Below are 20272 nucleotides of genomic sequence, written 5' to 3'. Positions count from 1 at the left end.
CGTATATTTGCAAAAAATTGTACAATTATGAAAATGAAAACCTCCGATTTCGACTTTACTTTACCTGAAGAACTTTTAGCAGATCGCCCTTCTGAAAACAGAGACGAAGCTCGCTTAATGGTTGTTCACCGTGACACCGGAGAAATTGAACATAGACAATTTAAAGATCTTATCGAGTATTTCGACGAAGGAGATGTAATGATTCGTAACAATACGAAAGTTTTCCCTGCTCGTTTGATGGGTAACAAAGAGAAAACTGGTGCTCAAATCGAAGTTTTCTTGCTAAGAGAATTAGATGCTGAGACTCGTTTATGGGATGTTTTGGTTGATCCAGCGCGTAAAATTCGTATCGGAAATAAATTATTCTTCGATAATGATGATACATTAGTTGCAGAGGTTGTTGACAATACAACTTCTCGTGGACGTACTTTACGTTTCTTATTTGATGGATCTTACGAAGAATTCCGTGCAAAATTGAAAGAATTAGGAGAAACTCCACTTCCAAAATATATTTTACGTGATGTTGAACCAGAAGATGCAGAGCGTTACCAAACAATTTATGCAAAACACGAAGGAGCTGTTGCTGCACCAACAGCTGGTTTACACTTTTCTAAACACTTATTAAAACGTTTAGAAATTAAAGGTGTTGATTTTGCTGAATTAACATTACACATTGGTTTAGGAACTTTTCAAGCTGTAGAGGTTGAAGATTTATCTAAACACAAAATGGAGTCTGAGCAAGTTATTATTCCTCAAGAATCTGCTGATCTTGTAAATCGTGCAATTGACGAGAAGAAAAAAGTTTGTGCTATTGGTACAACTTCTATGCGTTCTATCGAATCTTCTGTTTCTGCAGATGGTCATTTAAATGCATTTGATGGTTGGACGAACAAATTTATTCACCCACCATACGATTTCTCTATTGCAAATTGTATGATTACAAACTTCCACACACCAAAATCTACATTAATCATGATGATTTCTGCGTTTGCTGGACACGATTTAACAATGAAAGCATACAACGAAGCTGTAAAAGAAGGATACAAATTCTACTCTTACGGAGATGCAATGTTAATCTTATAAGACAAGTTTGAGTACAACAAAAAAAGATATACGAAAGCTTTCACAAGCTGAGATTGAAGATTATTTCAAAGAGATTGGAGAAAAATCATTCCGCGCAAAACAAGTGTACGAATGGTTATGGAAAAAGAATGCGCATCAATTTGATGACATGACGAATATCTCAAAAGCTCTACGTGAGCAATTGGGAGAATCTTTCCAAATTCAACCTGTTGAAGTTGATCTTCTACAAAAATCTAACGACGGAACCATCAAGAATGCGGTTAAACTTCATGATGGTAACGTTGTGGAATCTGTTTTAATTCCGACTGATTCTCGCACAACTGCATGCGTTTCTTCGCAAGTTGGTTGTAGCTTGGATTGTACTTTTTGTGCAACAGCGCAATTAAAACGTATGCGTAACTTAACAGCTGCCGAAATCGTCGATCAAGTTGTGATTATCGATGAAGAAAGTAAACGTTATTTCAATCGTCCTTTAAGCAATATCGTATTTATGGGAATGGGAGAACCTTTGTTAAATTATAACGAAGTAATTTCTGCCATCAAAAAAATCACATTGCCAGAAGGACTAGGAATGGCTCCAAGACGAATTACAGTTTCTACTTCGGGAATTCCTAAAATGATTGAAAAACTGGCTGACGAAGATTTACGTGTTAACCTTGCGGTATCTTTACATTCGGCTCGAGAAGAAGTTCGTAATGTGATTATGCCTTTTTCTGTTAAATTTCCGTTGACGGATTTAATGGATAGTCTTCAATATTGGTACCAACAAACAGGTTTACGAATTACGTTCGAATATATTGTTTGGGGCGGTGTTAATGATAAAAAAGAAGATATCGATGCATTGGTAAAATTCTGTCGAAAAATTCCTTCTAAAGTGAATATTATCGAATATAATTCGATTGATGACGGAATCTACAAACAAGCATCAGAAGAAGCAGTTAACAATTATATCAAAGCTTTAGAATCCAACAATATTGTGGTAAATGTACGTCGTAGTCGCGGAAAAGATATTGATGCAGCTTGCGGACAATTAGCCAATAAAACTGGAAATGATTAAAACATAATCAAATGAAATATTTAGCCATATTTTTATTTTTGATTCTGACTAAATTCTCTTTCGCGCAAATAGTAGAAAACATCGATACAATTTCTATTGATGATTATAAAATGGAAAGTATCAACTTACCGCCTACTTTGAACGAAATTTCGACTTTAGAATATGAAAAAGAAGATAAAAATGTGGCTTCTTTTTGGGGTTTAAACGATTCTGATTCCAAACCAGAATTGTATCGTTTTGATGCAAAAACAGGTAAAATTATCAATACTATTTTCATCACAAATGCTCCAAATATCGATTGGGAAGAAATGTCTTCGGATGATAATCGAATTTATTTTGCTGATTTTGGAAATAATTTGGGCAAACGAAAAGATTTAGCCATTTATTTTATCCAGAAATCAAACATCGATTATTCAAAATCTTATCAGCAATTAAAAGCTGAAAAAATAGAATTTTATTATCCAGATCAAGAAACTTTTCAGTTCAAAAATATGACGACAAATTGGGACGCAGAAGCATTTTTTGTCTACCAAAATCAATTGCATATTCTTACAAAAGAATGGTCAAATATGTCAACGTCTCATTATGTTGTTCCTATTGACTCTTCTAAAAAACANNCGCAGCCAAAAAGTTAGAAACTTTTCCTACAAATTACGCTGTAACTGCTGCTTATATCGATGCTGATGTAAATAGTTCTACCAAAGGAGTTTATCTGTTAGGCTACACAAAAGAAGCGTTAACGTTTATCAGTTGGTTTGATTTGCCAAAAGATAACAATCAGTTATTCTTCACTTCTCAAGTTAAAAAAATAAGTTTACCTTTGGGCTTCACGACACAGTTGGGACAATTGGAAGGTATTTCAGTTTTGCCAACCGAAAACAAAATTTGTTTTAGCGGAGAGGAATTTAATTATAAAGGATTCTATGCAAAACAGGTTGTACATTGCATCAATAATTTTACGAATTAAAAAACTAAATTTTGGGTAACACGGTAGATTTGATTAAAGCTCCGATCGCGGAGGAAATGAAATTGTTTGAACAGAAATTCTTCGAATCGATGAAGAGTAATGTTTCGCTTCTTGACCGTATTTCCAATTATATCGTGCGTAGAAAAGGAAAACAAATGCGTCCGATGTTTGTATTTTTAACTGCAAAATTAAATGGCGAAGTACAAGAACGTACCTATCGTGCAGCTTCTTTTATCGAGCTTATTCACACCGCAACTTTGGTACACGATGATGTAGTGGATGATAGTACATTGCGTCGTGGTTTCTTTTCACTTAATGCGATTTGGAAGAACAAAGTAGCTATTTTGGTGGGAGATTATTTTTTATCAAAGACCTTAATTATTTCGACTAAAAACAAAGATTTCGATTTACTTGAAGTTGTTTCGGTTGCGATACAGGAAATTTCGGAAGGTGAATTATTGCAAATCGAAAAAGCGCGAAAACTTGATATTACAGAAGATGTATACTTCGAGATTATTCGAATGAAAACGGCAACGCTTATCGCAGCTTGTTGTGAAGCTGGTGCGCGTTCTGTTGGTTGTTCGGAAGAAGTAGCGAAGAAAATGCATCGCTTTGGTGAATTGGTTGGAATTGCCTTTCAGATCAAAGATGATTTGTTTGATTATACCACTTCTAATGCAATTGGAAAGCCTGTCGGAATTGACATCAAAGAACAAAAAATGACGTTACCGTTGATTTATTCAATTAACACAGCGAATGAAAAAGACAAAAAATGGTTAATTAATTCGGTAAAACGTTACAACAATGACAAAAAACGTGTACGCGAAATTATTCAGTATGTGAAAGATCACGGCGGAATTGAGTACACGCAAAAAATGATGAAACAATATAGCCAAGAGGCTTTAGATATACTATACGAATTTCCCGAAAGTGAATTTCGAAATTCATTGGAAACAATGGTGAAATACGTAATCGAAAGAGAAAAATAACAAAAGGACTTCTTATTGAAGTCCTTTTTGTTTTATATTAAGAATTAACATTTCTAAACTCTAGATGCGATATTGAAACAAGTTCAATATAACTTCGATAAATTAAGATCTATTTTCAATAATAAATTAAGGGAGAATTTCAAGTTGAATTCAATTCAGCTTCTCATCACTTTAAAAACTAAATCAACCTCACGACATTACGAATTAAGTCAGCTTGGTTCTAGACACTTTGTTTACAACATAAAAAAGCCATTACAAACCGTAATGACTTTATATTTTGATTAAAACCTTATTTTTAAATGGATTTCTGATAAATATAATCATCCATAATATATCCATTTCCAATGTCAAATGTTTTTGATTCCATATTCTTGAAACCATTTTTCTCATAAAAACGAATTGCTTTCGCATTGTGTTTATTCACCGTTAAATGAACAGCTTTTGCTCCTTTTTCTCGCGCATAATCTACAACTCTATTCAACATCAATTGTCCAATTCCTTTGGTTTGATTAGACTCTTTCAAGTAAATTTTGGATAAGAAAACAGTATTATTTTCATCTAATTTGTAATGCAAATAACCAGACGGAACATTATCAATTTTCAGGATTTCCCAAACATCTCCATTTACAATTCCTTCGTTTACTTTATCAGTATTATACATCATATCAATCATATAATTGATTTGATCTTGTGATAACAAATCCTTGTAACATTCGTTCCAAATCTCATTTGCCAAAGGTTGAACTAAATGAATGTTTTTCTCATTAATAGTGTGAAAATGAGGATAAACGTCCAATTTTACTGGATTTATTTTTTGATTAACTTCTAAATTTTGTAGAATTTCATCTTTACGTTTATCAATTTCGACTTCTAACATTTGCAATGTCCATTTACGCTTTAATGAATTGTAATAAAACATTCCGATACCAATGTATAAAAAGACTTGTACAGCAATTGACACATAATTTTCGGCCAAAAATTTATTCATTTTAAGGCTATTTTCCATCAAATTATCCATAGATGAACTATTAAAATTAACACCGATATCAATAATTCCTGAAGCAAACAATAAAACAAATACAAAAGAAAAAGCAATCTCACCCGCTATGTATAATCCTACTGCTGATAAAACCGTTTTTAATTTATCCTTTTTGAAAAATTTTGCTAAGAAATAGAACTGAAAACTAAATATGATGATTAGAAACACTGTTTATTATTTTTTATGTCTCACAAAAATACGAAAAATATGCCCGCAAACATTTATATTTGTATGAAACATATCAAAACAAAAAGTGATTTATTATGTATAGCGATAAATTTCAAAACTACTTACAAACGCAATTGAATGATTTAGAAGAACAAGGATTATTCAAAAAAGAACGCATCATTGCTTCTCCTCAAAGTGCAGAAATTACATTAGAAAATGGTAAAACATTACTTAATTTTTGTGCGAACAACTATTTAGGATTATCTGATAATAAAGACGTTATCTCAGCTTCTCAAAAAATGTTAGATGACCGCGGATACGGAATGTCTTCGGTTCGTTTTATTTGTGGTACGCAAGATGTACACAAACAATTAGAGAAAAAAATCGCTAATTTCTTAGGAATGGAAGATACGATTTTATATGCTGCTGCTTTTGACGCAAATGGTGGTGTTTTTGAGCCTTTGTTTACAGAAGAAGATGCTATTATTTCTGATGAATTAAACCACGCTTCTATTATTGATGGTGTTCGTTTATGTAAAGCTGCTCGTTATCGTTATAAAAACAATAATATGGCTGATTTAGAGGCTCAATTAATTGTAGCTTCAGAAAAAAATCATCGTTTCAAAATTATTGTAACAGACGGAGTTTTCTCTATGGATGGTATCGTTGCAGACTTAAAAGGTGTTTGTGATTTAGCTGATAAATACGATGCTTTGGTAATGGTTGATGATTCTCACGCAACTGGTTTTATTGGAAAAACTGGACGTGGAACACATGAGCACAACGAAGTAATGGGACGTGTAGACATCATTACATCTACTTTAGGAAAAGCTTTAGGTGGTGCAATGGGTGGATTTACTTCTGGTAAAAAAGAAGTAATCGAAATGTTACGTCAAAAATCTCGTCCATATTTATTCTCTAACTCTTTAGCTCCTGGAATCGTTGGCGCTGCTTTGCAAGTGTTAGAAATGTTAGAAAATGACACAACTTTACGTGATAAAGTAATGTGGAATGCTGAATATTTCCGCAAAGAAATGGTTGCTGCTGGTTTTGATATTCCAGAAGGTGATGCTGCAATTGTACCTGTTATGTTGTATGATGCAAAATTATCTCAAGTAATGGCAGACAAATTATTAGATGAAGGTGTTTATGTAATCGGATTCTTTTTCCCTGTTGTTCCTCGCGACAAAGCACGTATTCGTGTACAATTATCAGCTGCACATACAAAAGAGCAATTAGATCATACAATTGCTGCTTTTACAAAAGTTGGTAAAGAATTAGGAGTGATTAAATAAGAATTTGTTTTTTCAATATTATATTAGCGACTAAATATTTTTAGTCGCTTTTTTTATATATTTAACTTATGCTTTTCAAAAATAAAACATATCAAATAACGACAAATCTTTCTGATCAAGAAGTTTTTAAAATACTGAATGATAATACAGAAGAAAAAAGAATTCGTTTTTCTAAAAGTAAATATGAATTTGAAGGGATAGTTTATAAAGATCATTTCAATTTGATGAAAACGATTAGCGGACGAAATAGTTTTAATCCTCAAATTATTGGTCATTTCAATACCAACGACAATAAAACCACTATTGTTTACAATTTAGAATTAAACTCTTTTGTTTCAATATTTTTCATTGTTTGGATAAGTATTGTGACTTTATTTTTTATAATCTCACTTTTTCAAATTATTACTAATGGAATTCATAATTTTTTACCTTTAATTTCTATTCCGATGTTATTTTTTGGATTCATATTATATTTTGTTGCTACAAAAATGTCTGAGGATAAAATCACTGAAACTTTTGAAAAATTATTTCAAGAAAAAGTTCAAGAAGTAAAATAATTCAACGCCACGAATTGTCTCTCAAAATCCTTACTTTTACAACAACTCAACGAAAGAAAATTTCAAAATGGCTCAATTCATAGAAAATGTTGTAAAAGATTTAGTCCAAAATCAAAAAAACTTTATCAACACCACTTTAGTTTTACCAGGAAAACGTCCCATGTTATTCTTCAAACAAGAATTTCAGCGTCAAGCGCAAAATATCATTCTTCCACAAATGAAAAGTATCGAAGAATTGATGAGCGAACTTTCTGGTTTAGAAATTATTTCTGGAATTAATCTATGGTTCAAAGCGTATCAAGCCTATAAAAAAATCGTTGACAAGCCTGATTCTTTCGAAGATTTTATCAAATGGGGACCAACTGTTTTGAAAGATTTCGATGATATCGATGCTTCTTTGCAACCTGCGCATAAAGTTTTAGACTATTTGATTTCGGTAGAACGAATTAGTCAATGGGGAGATGGAAAAATTGAGATTGGGAAAAATGAAATCATTCAAAATCACTTAACGTTTTGGGGAATTGTTTCAAAATTATATTTTCAATTACAACAAGATCTGTTGGATTCGAAAGAAGGTTATGCTGGGATGGTTTTTAGAATCGCAAGTGAAAAGGTTGAAGAGATTGTCGAAAACAGAACTTCACATTATGTTTTTGCTGGTTTTAATGCCTTGACAAAAGCAGAACAAGCACTAATTTTTCGATTAGAAAAAGAAAAATTAGCCACTTTATATTGGGATGCAGATAAATATTATTACGAAAATCCGAATCAAGAAGCTGGTTCTTTTCTAAGAAAATACAAAGAAAAAATAAAACCTATCAATTGGGTGGTTGATGAATTTTCGAGACCAAAAAATTTACAGACAATTGGTGTTGCAAAACAAGTTGGACAAGCAAAATATATTGCAGATTTAATTAGAAATCTCAACGAAGATGAGATAAAAAATACCGCGTTGATTTTGGCTGATGAATCTATTTTACCAGCAATTCTCAATTCGTTGCCCGAAAATATCACACATCTCAACATTTCGATGGGAATTCCGTTACGTTCTGTTCCGTTAGCGCAATTTTTCAAATCAATTTTTGAGTTGCAAATGAATCGGGAGAAGTTAGGAAAAGGAACCATGTTTTATTTCAAAAATGTCTTACAAATTCTTGAAAATAAAACATTATCTCTTTTTAGCACAGAAGAAAGTCGAAGATTAATCGGTGATATTCGTTTACAAAATAGAATATTTAATTCTCAAAATTCGATTCAAAATGCCTTAAGAGAATCAATCTTTAAATCTATTTTTCATATTCCGAAAAGCATCACTGAATTTATTCATCATCTAAAAAATTGGACAGACGAATTACTGCATCATCCTTCGATGAACGATTTGTTGACAAAAGAATATTTGTTCTTTTTCAAAAAAGTTTTCAATCAATTGCACGAAAATTTGTTGAGTGTTGATGATATCAAAGATTACAGAACCTTGTTTTTATTGTACAATAAAATCGTTTCTTCCGAGACAATTTCCTTTATTGGAGAGCCTTTGAAAGGTTTACAATTGATGGGATTATTGGAAACTCGTTTATTGAATTTCGATAATATTATCATGACTTCTGTGAATGACGAAATTTTGCCTTTGGGACGACAAAACAATACATTTATTCCGTATGACATTCGCAAACAAATGAAATTGAATACATTTACCGAAAATGATTCGATTTATGCATATCACTTTTATCGTTTGATTCAGCGTGCGAAAAACGCTTATTTCGTGTACGATACCGAAGCTGACGGAATGGGTTCTGGAGAAAAATCTCGCTTTTTGGCTCAAATCAAATTTGAAAGTAATCACGAAGTGAAAGAAACTTTTGCTGCTCCAAGTTTTGTTACAAAACCTTTGAAAGAAATCATTGTTCCTAAAACTGACGAAACAATGGCTAAACTTCAAAATTGGGCTGAATATGGAATTTCACCTTCTTCACTTTCGACATATTTACGCAATCCGTTAGATTTTTATGAACAACGTGTTTTTAATGTAAATGAAGTCGAAGAAGCCGAAGAAATTGTAAGCGCAAGAACGTTAGGAAACATTGTACACGGAGCTTTAGAGGATTTGTACACGCCTTATATTGGACATATTTTGCATGAAAATGATTTCAAAAATATCGAAAAAATAAAAGATAAAACCTTACAAAAACATTTTAGCAAAGAATATAAAGATGGGCATTTAGATAAAGGACCAAATTATTTGATTTATAAAATTGCAGAGCGAATTGTAGATGGCGTTTTGTCTAAAGATACAACTACTGCAAAAGAAAATGAATTTGTTATTCGAGCTTTGGAGAGCAAGCTCGAAGTTGATTTTACACTTACAAATGGCAAAATTGTAAAACTGAAAGGGGTGATTGATAGAATTGATTCTGTCAATAATCAAACTCGAATTATTGATTACAAAACTGGTTATGCGAAAGATATTTCGGTTAAAACCGAAGAAATAGAAACCGTTTACAAAAAAGAAGATAAAGCCAAACAATTGCAATTAATTTTCTATGCTCATTTATTTTATGCAGACAAAAAAAATCTAAATAAAGACATTGAATTGTGTATTTATCCGATCAAATTTCCAAATAAAGATTTAATTAAACTTTCGGTTGATAAAAATACAACCATCGATTATTCGATTGTCGAGAATTCTAACGCGCCAATGTCAACATTAATTGAAGAGATTTTAAATCAAGAAATTCCGTTCAAACAGCCAGAATAGTACACAATACACTATAAAGAAAACCCTTTATAAATACTACATACAAAGGGTTTTATATTTTATTTGGTGTATAAATTGATTTATATTCTTAATAATTTGCTAAAAAATAGTAGTTTTGGAAAAGTTTAAAATCGCATAATGAAAAACAATAAACTTTTTATAGCTATTATTATTGCCCTTCTTATCGGGGTTGCGCTTGGAGGATATGTACATTATAATACCTCGCCAGAATTTATTAAAACATTTTCGACTAACATAAAACTTCTTGGTACTATTTTTATTCGTCTTATTCAGATGATTATTGCGCCTTTAGTTTTCTCAACATTAGTAGTTGGTATTGCTAAAATGGGTGATATGAAAATGGTTGGACGTGTTGGTGGACGTGCAATGGGTTGGTTTATCACAGCTTCACTTACTTCTTTGGTGATTGGTGCTATTGTTATCAATGTAATGAAACCTGGAGAAGGATTGAATATTGAAATCGATTCAAGTTCTGCTCAAGATTTATTAAAAGGTCAAGCTTCGCTTACATTAGAACATTTCATTACACATATGATTCCTAAATCTGTTTTCGAATCATTTGCAACAAATGAAATCTTACAAATCGTTGTTTTCTCTATTTTCTTTGGTGTCGCAATGGCAGCTTATGGAAAAGAAGGCGAAATGATTACGAAAGCGTTAGATAAAATTTCGCATATCGTTTTAATCATGGTTGGATATGTAATGTGGACTGCGCCATTAGGAGTTTTAGGAACTATTTCTGCTGCTATTGCAACGTACGGATTCGGTATATTCTTACTTTATGTTAAATATTTAATCGCCTTCGTAATTGGTATTTTGCTTCTTTGGGCTGTTTTAATTTTGGTTGGATATTTCATCTTAGGAAAACGAGTAATCGACTTATTAAGACACATCAAAGCGCCATTATTAATCGCTTTCTCTACAACTTCATCAGAAGCTGTATTCCCAAAATTAGTTGAAGAATTAGAAAAATTTGGGGCTCAAAAGAAAATTATTTCGTTTACTTTACCGCTCGGATATTCCTTCAATTTAGATGGATCGATGATGTACATGACGTTCGCGTCGCTATTTATCGCGCAGGTTTATGGAATTCACATGCCGATCGAGAAACAAATTTTGATGTTATTAGTCTTAATGCTTACTTCAAAAGGTGTTGCAGGTGTGCCAAGAGCTTCATTAATTGTAGTGGTTGCAACTTGTTCGATGTTTGGAATTCCACCAGAAGGAATCGCATTGATTTTACCAATCGACCATTTCTGTGATATGGCTCGTTCGATGACGAATGTTCTTGGAAATGCTTTATCGACTGTTGCAGTTGATAAATGGGAAGGACACGTCGCAATTGAGCAAACATATACACACGATGATGATCATCACAAAGCTTAAATAAATTGCTTTTCAAAAATATTACAAGAAATGCGACCTGATTAAGGTCGCATTTCTTGTAATAATCTCATTCGTTAACCGATTACAATTCGTTATAGTTAGAGAATTTAGGATGAACAATTCGTTTCCATTCCGGATGTTTCTTGATGTAGGCATATACATAAGGACAATACGGAAACAAAGGATTTTTATGTTCCTCCAAATAAACCAATGTTTTTTCAACCAAAGCAGCAGCAACGCCTTTTCCTCCTAATTCTTCAGGAACTTCGGTATGAATCAATTGATAATATCATCTTCTTCTTTATAATCTATAAAAGCGATGTATCCGTCTACATTCAGCTCAAAACGAAAAGCTGATTCATTTTTTACAACCTGTAAAGGAATTAATTCTCGATTCATATTATTTCTTTTTTTATGACAATAATCCGATAAAAATCTGTTTTCAGAATTGATATACATCAAAAAAGCAATCAAAAACTTTGATTGCTTTTTCCTAATACTTTATACTGATTTCAACTCTATTAATGTTATTTCTGGCCAAACACCTACTCTTCCTGGGTAAAAATGATAACCAAATCCGCGATTTACATTGATAATCTTTCCTTCAAAATCATAAAAACCTGCCCATTGCGGATACACATATTGCGCCGGACTCCAACGCAAACCAATTTTCGGAACTTCAATTCCTAATTGCATTCCATGCGTATGTCCAGACAAAGTCAAGTCAAAATGTTTCGGATGATTTTTCAATATCTCATTCCAATGCGAAGGATCATGAGACATCACAATTTTAAAATCTTCTGTATTTACATAATTCGAAGCTGCATCAATATCACCTAATTTCTTAAATCGTGTTCCCCAATTCTGAACGCCAATCAATGCAATTTTTTCACCATTCTTTGTAATAAATCGGTTTTCATTCAATAATAATTTCATTCCAATCTTAGGGAAAATCGCTTTAATTTTCTCAAAATTATCTTGCTTTTCTTCCTCCGTTTTCCAATCCGAATATTCTCCATAATCATGATTTCCTAGCACTGCAAAATTTCCGTGCGGCGCTTGTTTTATTTTAGAAAAAACATCGTACCATTTGTCCATTTCCCAATGAAAATTATTCACAATATCACCCGTAAAAAATAGTATATCAAACTCTTGTTGATTAATTAAATCCACTGCATATTCTATTTTCTCACGATTGTCCAAACTTCCCGAATGAATATCCGTTATATGTAAAATCTTGAAACCATCAAACGATTTTGGTAAACGTTGATATGCCAATTTTTTCTTGATTACCTTGAAATTATATTTTCCTAAAGTCATTCCATAAATCAAACTAAAAAAAGGTATTGAAGCTACTATTAATCCAGAAATCATTACAAATTTTCGACGAGAAGGTAAATAAGAATCTTCTTTTGTTTGATGATTTGTTGCACGATTAAATAGCCACCCAAAGCCTCTAAAAATATCTTGAACCAAGAAAAATAGAACCAAAATAATTCGAGGAAAACCAAACAACATAAACAAACCTGTTGCCCACATTGTCGTTTGCGTTTGACCAACATTACGATCAAAAAAGATTAGATTATATCCAAAATTACCCAAAACAAGTAACCACAAAAGCATATTCCCGAAAAGAATATACTTATTTTGAATGAATTTTTTAAAATTATAATACAGGTAAATTTCAAGTACGATTGAAATAATTATTGACGTGATAACACTATAAACAAACATTATTTTATTTGATTTTGAACAAAAATAAAAGAAATCTTTCTAACAGTGATTTATTATTAAATTCTTAACAGAACATTATAAAATTTATAGATGATTCTACACAAAAATTTGCGTGATAAAAACGTAACTTTGTAGCATATTTTTAAGCATAAATTATGAAAAATAGACTACCTGTAACGGTACTTTCTGGATTTCTTGGAAGCGGAAAAACGACACTTCTTAATCATATATTACACAATAAAAAAGGACTAAAAGTAGCAGTTATCGTGAACGATATGGGCGCAGTAAATATTGATGCGCAAATGGTTTCTCGCGAAAATGATTTAATTCAAACGGATGAAAAATTGGTTGAATTAAGCAACGGTTGCGTTTGTTGTGAATTACGAGAAGATTTGATCGTAGAAATAGAGAAGTTGGCACAATCAGGGAAATATGATTATTTGGTTATCGAAAGTTCTGGTATTTCTGATCCAGGTCCTATTGCGCAGTCATTGGATTTTGTTTCGCCAGATGGTAAAATTGATTTGCCAAAAGTTGCGCGTTTAGATACGTTGGTAACTGTAGTTGACGCTTATAATTTCTTCAAAAATTTAGGAACTGATGAAGATGTTTTTGATCGTGGTTTCACAGAAAATAGAGACGATAATCGTCCGATTGTAAATCTTTTAATCGATCAAATTGAATTTTCGAATGTGATTATTCTAAATAAAATGGATTTGGTTGAAGAAGAAACGTTGATGAATATTGAAGCGTTTGTGACAAAATTAAATCCTTCTGCTAAAATAATTCCTGCAAGTTTTTCTCACGTTGAATTAACTGAAATTTTGAATACCAATCTATTCGATTTCGAAAAAATTCAGGACATGGATGCTTGGGTAAAATTATTAGAAGAGCAAGAAAAAGAGGAACATCACCATCACCATGATCACGAATGTGGTGAACATTGTACGCACGAACACCACGATCATTTGGAAGAAAAATATGGAATGACTTCTTTTGTTTACAGACAAAAAATTCCGTTTCATGCAGAACGTTTTTTAACCTATTTGAATGATAATTTTCCTCCAACTATTTACCGTTCAAAAGGTTTATTTTGGTTAGCAAATCGTCCTGATGAAGCTATTTTCTTGAGTCAAGCTGGTGGTAGTATCCGAATTGATCCTGCGGGGGCTTGGTGGTGCTCGATGCCGTATGACGAAAGAATTCAGTTTGCAGCTTATCAATTTAATCAAAAAACAATTGACGCCAAATGGTCGAAAGAATGGGGAGATCGAATGATAGAACTTGTTTTTATTGGTCAAGGTTTGGACAAAGAAAAAGTTACACAAGAATTAAACTCTTGTTTACTGAATGAGCAAGAAATTGCAGAATGGCAAGCAAAACATAATTAAAATAAAAGAGCCTTATTTCGAATTGAAATAAGGCTCTTCTCTTATCATCCTTGTTCTGAAGATTTAAACAGATTATTGTATTTACCAAATTCACTTGTCCTTTCCTAAAGGCTCGGTTAATTATAAACAAGTATGTTTGTAATCAAATTTGGAACGAGTATTTATATTTTTTGCTTCTGATTAAATGAATAAATTAAGTAAAATAGAAATGGTAAAATAAATATCGAGCCGAGTAATAATGCCCAAGCTAACATATTTATCGTACTCAACGCACCGTAATCTGTTAATAAAGATAATGTTGAACCATCTTTGAATAATACCAAATTTGGAAAATGCGAATAAGTTGCCGCAAATAAAATCATCATCACAATAATTCCTGCGTAAACTTTCAACAAAGAATCCTTCGCTTTATTTAAGGCTGAAAGTAATAATACAATTGAAATTGAAGCAATTGCTATTGCGATATAACCGTAAATTTCTGATGTTATCCAACTAAATAATGGAATGTTTTTCCAAAGTGAAACTGCAAATACCAATGCACCAGCAACAAAAATTAAAGCTGTATAAAGCTTCGCACGTTTTCTTAAAATCACTTTATCTTCTTCGTTTTTAACAGTTTGAATTGAATAAACCGAAGCCAAGAAAGCACAAATCACAACAGTAAAAATTCCAACTGAAAAATTAAACCAACTTAGCCACGAAAATATATATGCATCTTGAAACGAAAATGCATTATCATCAATACTTCCTGAAACGATAGATCCTGCAATTATTCCCAAAAACAAAGGCGTCACAACACTTGAATAGGTAAAAATGACATCGTACAGATTGTGCCATTTATCATTGATTGCATCATAATTTCTAAACGTAAACGATGTTCCACGCGCTATGATTCCTAACAACATAATCACTAACGGAATATGTAAATAATTAGAAACATCTGCATAAACCTTAGGAAAACCGACAAACAAAATTACAATGGCAATGATTAACCACATATGATTTGCTTCCCAAATAGGTCCAATCGAATTGTACATAATCTTCTGCGTACGTTTTTTGTAACTCTTTTCAGAGAATAATTCGACAATTCCAGCACCGAAATCTGCTCCACCTAAAATTAAATATAAACAGATGGCAACCCACAAAAATGCTATTACTACGTAAATCATACTTAATGTTTTTCTGGTTTATAATTTGGATCTTCTGGATCGTAAAGCTTCGCAACCATTTGTATTTGTCGATTCATTAAGAACACTAAAATAATGGACAATGTAATGAATACAAACGTGAAAATGTAAAACGAATATTGTATTCCTGGCATTGGCGTGATGGAATCTACCGTTCGCATAATTCCGTAAATAATCCACGGTTGACGACCGACTTCTGTTACCGTCCAACCTGCTTCTAAAGCGATGTATCCGAAAGGTGTCGCAATCATAAACAATTTATAAAACCAGCGTTTTGTTCGCCAATCTTTCTTAAAAAATTGCGCAATCAAATAAATAACAGCTATTCCCATCATCAACATTCCGAATGTTATCATAATCTGAAAAGCATAATGTACAACTGCCACAGGCGGCCATTCATCTTTCGGAAATTCTTCTAGACCTTTTACAGGTGTTTTGAAATCTGAATGAACCAAGAAACTCAATACACCCGGAACTTTTATCGCATATTTAATCTCTTCTTTTGATTCGTCCACTATTCCACCCAAAACAAATGAAGCACTTTCTTCTGTTTTGAAATGCGCTTCCATCGCAGCCAATTTAATCGGTTGACGTTTTGCTACATCTTTCGCCGAAATATCACCACTCAAAGGTGCTAACATTGCTGCTGTAATCGCTAAAACAGAACTAATTTTGAATGCTTCGCGATGAAAATTTACATTCTTACCTTTCAAAATAAGATAAGCATGTAAACCCGCAACCGCAAATCCAGTCGCACAAAAAGCTGCAATTGTCATGTGCAACGCTTGTGAAAACCACGCATCGTTGAACATAGCTTTTACAGGATCTATGTTTAAATATTCGCCATTTATAAAATCGAAACCTGACGGAGAATTCATCCAAGCATTTGCAGCAACAACCAAAATCCCTGAAGCTAAACCACTAATCCCTACAATTACACCACAAATCCAATGAAACCATTTATTGAATTTGTCCCAACCATAAAGGAAAAAACCTAAAGCAATGGCTTCAATAAAAAAAGCTGTTCCTTCTAACGAAAATGGCATTCCGAAAATTGGTCCAGCGTGTTCCATAAATTTAGGAAACAATAATCCTAACTCAAACGAAAGCATTGTACCAGAAACTGCTCCCGTAGCAAATAAAATTGCAACTCCCTTACTCCAAGCTTTGGTTAACCCTTTGTAAATTTCGTTTTTAGTTTTGAGGTATTTGTAGTGAGCGATTGCCATCATAAACGGCATCACCATTCCAACACACGAAAAAACAATGTGAAAGGCAAGCGACATCGCCATTTGACTTCTGGCAGCAATAAAATCGTCCATAAGTAGTTGTTTATAATTTGTTTGTTGGTTAAAGTTACTAAAAAAAAGAGGCAATTCGATTTTGAATTGCCTCTTTTTATATGATTTTGATTATATGTGATTTTCAAAAATTATTCAAATAATCTACATTCGGTATTTGATAAACTTTATTACTATCAAAATTTTTAATTTTATTACCCCTTACCATAATTCTTTTAGTTCCAGACTCTGTTGAAAAAATAATTTGAAAATCTTCATCAAAATTTTTAGAATCTATTTGTTTAGCTTTATTTAAAATAACTAAAAGTTGTTTTATCTGATTGTCATTTAATTGTTTTATTTCTGAAAATTTTCCATTTGAATTACTATCAGGTCTTTCTAATATAACTTCTTTAATTTCATTAATATTAGATGGATAATTTAACCTATCAATATTTGAACATGAAATTATAAATAGAAAAAGTAAAACAATCTTGATATACATCTTAATAAAATTGATTTTCTATTTAGCTGTCGCAGGAACTAACCACTTGAATTGTGGTCCTACTTCAGGAATTACAATACGTTGCGAAATTCTATCCATTCTATCTGGGAATTTCATGATATAATCTCTTGCTTTTTCAGCCTCAGCATTCAATCCAGAGATTTTATCTAATTGCCAAGCTTCAATTAATTTTCGCATAATATCGATGTAATCAAACGCTGTGTACACATTAATGCGTTGCGCTGCATCTGAAAACGCATCAAACAAAGTTCCTCTTTCTTCACCAGAAGCTCTTAAGAAATGCGCTGGCATTACAATTTTAAGTTTGAACATATGTTGAACAGCTAACATCATTTCAGAAGGATCAGCTTCGAAGATACGACGAACGAACTCTGTGTAAGCTAAATGGTGACGCATTTCATCTCCTGCAATAATTTTACACATACGCGATAATTTTTTCGCTCCGTATTTTTTTGCAATTGCTGATACATTATTGTGCGATACATAAGTTGCTAATTCTTGAAAACTTGTGTAAACAAAGTTTTTGTAAGGATCGTGTGCTGTTCCAATGTCGAAACCGTCATTTATCAAATGTTGCGTTGTTACTTCAACCTCGCGCATATTGATACGTCCTGATAAATACAAAAATTTATTCAAAACATCACCGTGACGATTTTCCTCTCCTGTCCAATGGCGAATCCATTTTGCCCAACCATTTTCTAGGTAATTTCCTTCTTCATCTACCACACCGTCCATTTGCATCAACCAAGATTCGTAGGTTGGCAAAGCTTCCTCGGTAATGGTATCACCAATCAATGTAATCCAGAAATCATCTGGCAAATCTTTCGAAAGCTCTTGTAATTCTTTGATTTCGTCAAAAAAAGAATCTGTTTGAGAATTCGGTAAAAAATCTGTTGGTTGCCAAATTTTATCGGCTGGAACTAAGAATTTGTCCATATAAGCATCAATATCTTTCTCAAGAAATTGCATTACTTCCAGGCGAACATTATTTATTGACATATAATTATTTTATGCGGTTATACTACTTTTTACAGTTTTTTCGGTAAGCTCGAATATTTCATCAAACTTATAGTCACTCACTTTTAAGGGTTTATGGTATTGTATCGTTACTTTCGCGCCCAAATACATCGGGAATTTACCCCACTTTTCTATTTCCCACGTATTATTTAGCGTAACGGGAACAACATAAGCGTCTTTAGCATATTTCGTCAAAACTTTCAATCCATTTTCTTTGAAAGCCTTTGGTACTCCATTTTTGCTTCTTGTACCTTCTGGAAAAATAATAGCTGAATAATTATTTTTCTGAATGTATTGCGCTAATTTTTTTATTTCCTCTATTGCTTGTTTTCCGTTCTTACGATCGATTAATGCAGAACCTCCATGCGTTAAATTGTACGATACACTGGGAATTCCTTTTCCCAATTCTATTTTCGAAATAAACTTAGGATGATAATCAGCCAAATCATATTCCAACGGAGAAATATCATACATACTTTGGTGATTACTCACAAAAATCAATGGTACATTTTGTTTCAAATTTTCTCTTCCTTTATAGGTATACGTTGTACCTAAAATTCTTGTCCAAAAAACCAAAAGACCATTCATCACTTTTACACTTTTGTGATGAGCAGCATAACCTCCCAAATTGTAGCACAACCATTGCACAACATGCATTACCAACAACGTTAATCCATAAAAAATATAAAAGATTATAGATAACGGATAACTTAAAATTTTCTTCAACATTAGAAATTTAGACAAATTTAATAAAAAATTATGCTAAGCATAATATATTTTTCTAGGCGATTTACTTTATTAATTTCAAAGTTAACTTTTCTTGATGAGCTTCATCATAAAAAGTAATTTGATTTGATGATTTTACTTTAAAATATGCAGTTTTTTGCAAATTTTGAATCAAATTTTGAGGAATTTCGCAATCAGAATTCACTTGTTTTAAATGATTAAAAATTATAGCTTGATCTATTTTGGTATAATCAGCCGTAATAATTCCGCAAACCGTTTTCATTACCATTTTTTTCGTTGCATCTTCAAAAATAATGTAATCTCCTCCATCATTTATATTCCATTTACCCGACAAATCGCTAATTTCTGAAGTCACAACTTTAGTTTCGGAAACTGTTTTGGTTGGTAAACAACTTGTTAATCCTAAAACAAAAAACAAAAGTATTGCTTGAATTGTATATTTCACGTGGTTTTATTTGTAACGAAGGTAGAAATATTTTGAATATTACGGATTGATTTTTTAAATATTCAATTTTATTAAGAAATTTGTTCTCTAAATAAGAAACAATGGCGAACACAAAGAAAGGAGAAGTTTTTACTGATCAAAATAACATCAAAAAAGTAAAAATAGAACGAAAACCAAGTTTTCCTAAAATCTATATTTTAACCGATGATTGTCAATTCGTGGAAGATGGTTTGTACGAATTAGATTTTTTTGAAACGCCAAGTGTGACTAATTTCAAATCTAAATTGAATCCAACTATTCCTGCAATTAACTTTAAACAATTGAGTGAAAAAGGAAAAGATTTTTTACAATAATATGCTGAAATAATTTTCTCTAAAAACACAATTAAATAACAACACAATATCCATTGTTGAAAAAATAGAATTCTACATTTTTTCTCCTACTTTCCTTCGAGGTTTCTTCGACCGTTGTTCGACGANNTCGTCGAACAACGGTCGAAGAATGGTCGAACAACAATCGAACAAACTAAAAAACAACTAAAAATTCATATCGCTCAAAACGATGATAAATAGAGGCATAAAAAAGAATTTTTCTTTTTACTAATTGAATAAATAATGATAGGACAAAT

Annotated in this window: 18 protein-coding genes and 1 pseudogene; 10 read left to right on the top strand and 9 right to left on the bottom strand. The window is 32.2% G+C overall.

Annotation, left to right across the window (positions count from 1 at the left end; all coding sequences use genetic code 11):
- Positions 1 to 33: 33 nt before the first annotated feature.
- The 4 genes from queA to B4L98_RS05280 all read left to right on the top strand — a co-directional run bounded on the left by queA (position 34) and on the right by B4L98_RS05280 (position 4096).
- A complete protein-coding gene (queA, locus tag B4L98_RS05295) occupies positions 34 to 1083 on the top strand; it encodes a tRNA preQ1(34) S-adenosylmethionine ribosyltransferase-isomerase QueA (RefSeq protein ID WP_038336356.1) in 1050 nt (349 codons plus the stop codon).
- A gap of 7 nt (positions 1084 to 1090) precedes the next feature.
- Positions 1091 to 2140, top strand: a complete 1050-nt coding sequence (gene rlmN / locus B4L98_RS05290) for a 23S rRNA (adenine(2503)-C(2))-methyltransferase RlmN (protein ID WP_038336309.1) — start codon at positions 1091 to 1093, stop codon at positions 2138 to 2140.
- A 760-nt stretch (positions 2141 to 2900) separates the two neighbouring features.
- Positions 2901 to 3107, top strand: a complete 207-nt coding sequence (locus B4L98_RS05285; RefSeq protein ID WP_291077680.1) for a hypothetical protein — start codon at positions 2901 to 2903, stop codon at positions 3105 to 3107.
- Between the two features lie 56 nt (positions 3108 to 3163).
- Entirely contained in the window at positions 3164 to 4096 is a 933-nt protein-coding gene (locus B4L98_RS05280) for a polyprenyl synthetase family protein (RefSeq protein WP_180906365.1), read from the top strand.
- Between the two features lie 295 nt (positions 4097 to 4391).
- On the opposite strand, the gene B4L98_RS05275 is transcribed toward B4L98_RS05280, so the two are convergent.
- On the bottom strand, positions 4392 to 5303 hold the full coding sequence (locus B4L98_RS05275; RefSeq protein WP_286495590.1) for a GNAT family N-acetyltransferase: 912 nt from the start codon (positions 5301 to 5303) through the stop codon (positions 4392 to 4394).
- Positions 5304 to 5398: 95 nt separating this feature from the next.
- On the opposite strand from B4L98_RS05275, the gene kbl reads away from it, so the two are divergent.
- From kbl to B4L98_RS05255, 4 genes are all read left to right on the top strand, one after another.
- The gene (gene kbl, locus B4L98_RS05270) at positions 5399 to 6598 is read left to right on the top strand and encodes a glycine C-acetyltransferase (RefSeq protein WP_114999975.1); all 1200 of its coding nucleotides are present in this window, start codon (positions 5399 to 5401) and stop codon (positions 6596 to 6598) included.
- A 68-nt stretch (positions 6599 to 6666) separates the two neighbouring features.
- Positions 6667 to 7155, top strand: a complete 489-nt coding sequence (locus B4L98_RS05265) for a hypothetical protein (protein WP_221855776.1) — start codon at positions 6667 to 6669, stop codon at positions 7153 to 7155.
- 67 nt (positions 7156 to 7222) lie between these two features.
- On the top strand, positions 7223 to 9910 hold the full coding sequence (locus B4L98_RS05260) for a PD-(D/E)XK nuclease family protein (RefSeq protein ID WP_291047085.1): 2688 nt from the start codon (positions 7223 to 7225) through the stop codon (positions 9908 to 9910).
- Between the two features lie 138 nt (positions 9911 to 10048).
- The gene (locus B4L98_RS05255) at positions 10049 to 11317 is read left to right on the top strand and encodes a dicarboxylate/amino acid:cation symporter (RefSeq protein WP_280037926.1); all 1269 of its coding nucleotides are present in this window, start codon (positions 10049 to 10051) and stop codon (positions 11315 to 11317) included.
- A gap of 82 nt (positions 11318 to 11399) precedes the next feature.
- Here B4L98_RS05255 and B4L98_RS05250 read toward each other — a convergent pair.
- Together B4L98_RS05250 and B4L98_RS05245 are read right to left on the bottom strand one after the other, a co-directional pair.
- A pseudogene (locus B4L98_RS05250) lies at positions 11400 to 11716 on the bottom strand (GNAT family N-acetyltransferase).
- Positions 11717 to 11818: 102 nt separating this feature from the next.
- Positions 11819 to 12940, bottom strand: coding sequence for a metallophosphoesterase (locus B4L98_RS05245; protein ID WP_313348978.1), 1122 nt, complete (start codon positions 12938 to 12940; stop codon positions 11819 to 11821).
- Between the two features lie 266 nt (positions 12941 to 13206).
- Between B4L98_RS05245 and B4L98_RS05240 the strand changes: the two genes are divergently transcribed.
- Positions 13207 to 14442: a GTP-binding protein gene (locus tag B4L98_RS05240; RefSeq protein ID WP_291077676.1), complete on the top strand. Its 1236-nt coding sequence runs from the start codon at positions 13207 to 13209 to the stop codon at positions 14440 to 14442.
- 161 nt (positions 14443 to 14603) lie between these two features.
- Here the strand turns inward: B4L98_RS05240 and B4L98_RS05235 are convergent, their stop codons facing one another.
- The 6 genes from B4L98_RS05235 to B4L98_RS05210 form a co-directional block, all read right to left on the bottom strand.
- Positions 14604 to 15611 carry a cytochrome d ubiquinol oxidase subunit II gene (locus B4L98_RS05235; RefSeq protein WP_284583858.1) on the bottom strand — a complete coding sequence of 336 codons (1008 nt, stop codon included), beginning with the start codon at positions 15609 to 15611 and terminating at the stop codon, positions 14604 to 14606.
- A gap of 2 nt (positions 15612 to 15613) precedes the next feature.
- Positions 15614 to 16951: a cytochrome ubiquinol oxidase subunit I gene (locus B4L98_RS05230; protein ID WP_114999963.1), complete on the bottom strand. Its 1338-nt coding sequence runs from the start codon at positions 16949 to 16951 to the stop codon at positions 15614 to 15616.
- Positions 16952 to 17054: 103 nt separating this feature from the next.
- Positions 17055 to 17414 carry a hypothetical protein gene (locus B4L98_RS05225; RefSeq protein WP_125350396.1) on the bottom strand — a complete coding sequence of 120 codons (360 nt, stop codon included), beginning with the start codon at positions 17412 to 17414 and terminating at the stop codon, positions 17055 to 17057.
- Positions 17415 to 17432: 18 nt separating this feature from the next.
- Positions 17433 to 18434, bottom strand: a complete 1002-nt coding sequence (locus B4L98_RS05220; RefSeq protein ID WP_286495596.1) for an acyl-ACP desaturase — start codon at positions 18432 to 18434, stop codon at positions 17433 to 17435.
- Between the two features lie 9 nt (positions 18435 to 18443).
- Positions 18444 to 19178: a lysophospholipid acyltransferase family protein gene (locus tag B4L98_RS05215; RefSeq protein WP_125350403.1), complete on the bottom strand. Its 735-nt coding sequence runs from the start codon at positions 19176 to 19178 to the stop codon at positions 18444 to 18446.
- 64 nt (positions 19179 to 19242) lie between these two features.
- Positions 19243 to 19644, bottom strand: coding sequence for a hypothetical protein (locus B4L98_RS05210; RefSeq protein ID WP_221855789.1), 402 nt, complete (start codon positions 19642 to 19644; stop codon positions 19243 to 19245).
- A gap of 101 nt (positions 19645 to 19745) precedes the next feature.
- Here B4L98_RS05210 and B4L98_RS05205 point away from each other — a divergent pair, with 101 nt between their 5' ends.
- Complete coding sequence (locus B4L98_RS05205) at positions 19746 to 19997, top strand: hypothetical protein (protein WP_219034183.1); 252 nt, start codon at positions 19746 to 19748, stop codon at positions 19995 to 19997.
- Positions 19998 to 20272 lie beyond the last annotated feature (275 nt).

Origin of the sequence: Empedobacter sp. UBA5528 (assembly GCF_002426075.1) — a bacterium.
Taxonomy (GTDB): domain Bacteria; phylum Bacteroidota; class Bacteroidia; order Flavobacteriales; family Weeksellaceae; genus Empedobacter; species Empedobacter falsenii_B.
This window is presented reverse-complemented; position numbering and strand designations above follow the sequence as displayed.

Bases quoted from the DNA above. Each gene is read 5' to 3' on its own strand.
- kbl (WP_114999975.1), top strand. From the start codon at position 5,399: ATGTATAGCGATAAATTTCAAAACTACTTACAAACGCAATTGAATGAT.
- B4L98_RS05225 (WP_125350396.1), bottom strand. From the start codon at position 17,414: ATGTATATCAAGATTGTTTTACTTTTTCTATTTATAATTTCATGTTCA.
- queA (WP_038336356.1), top strand. From the start codon at position 34: ATGAAAACCTCCGATTTCGACTTTACTTTACCTGAAGAACTTTTAGCA.
- B4L98_RS05280 (WP_180906365.1), top strand. From the start codon at position 3,164: ATGAAATTGTTTGAACAGAAATTCTTCGAATCGATGAAGAGTAATGTT.
- B4L98_RS05235 (WP_284583858.1), bottom strand. From the start codon at position 15,611: ATGATTTACGTAGTAATAGCATTTTTGTGGGTTGCCATCTGTTTATAT.
- B4L98_RS05245 (WP_313348978.1), bottom strand. From the start codon at position 12,940: ATGCTTTTGTGGTTACTTGTTTTGGGTAATTTTGGATATAATCTAATC.
- B4L98_RS05220 (WP_286495596.1), bottom strand. From the start codon at position 18,434: ATGTCAATAAATAATGTTCGCCTGGAAGTAATGCAATTTCTTGAGAAA.
- B4L98_RS05230 (WP_114999963.1), bottom strand. From the start codon at position 16,951: ATGGACGATTTTATTGCTGCCAGAAGTCAAATGGCGATGTCGCTTGCC.
- B4L98_RS05260 (WP_291047085.1), top strand. From the start codon at position 7,223: ATGGCTCAATTCATAGAAAATGTTGTAAAAGATTTAGTCCAAAATCAA.
- B4L98_RS05205 (WP_219034183.1), top strand. From the start codon at position 19,746: ATGGCGAACACAAAGAAAGGAGAAGTTTTTACTGATCAAAATAACATC.
- B4L98_RS05265 (WP_221855776.1), top strand. From the start codon at position 6,667: ATGCTTTTCAAAAATAAAACATATCAAATAACGACAAATCTTTCTGAT.
- B4L98_RS05240 (WP_291077676.1), top strand. From the start codon at position 13,207: ATGAAAAATAGACTACCTGTAACGGTACTTTCTGGATTTCTTGGAAGC.
- B4L98_RS05255 (WP_280037926.1), top strand. From the start codon at position 10,049: ATGAAAAACAATAAACTTTTTATAGCTATTATTATTGCCCTTCTTATC.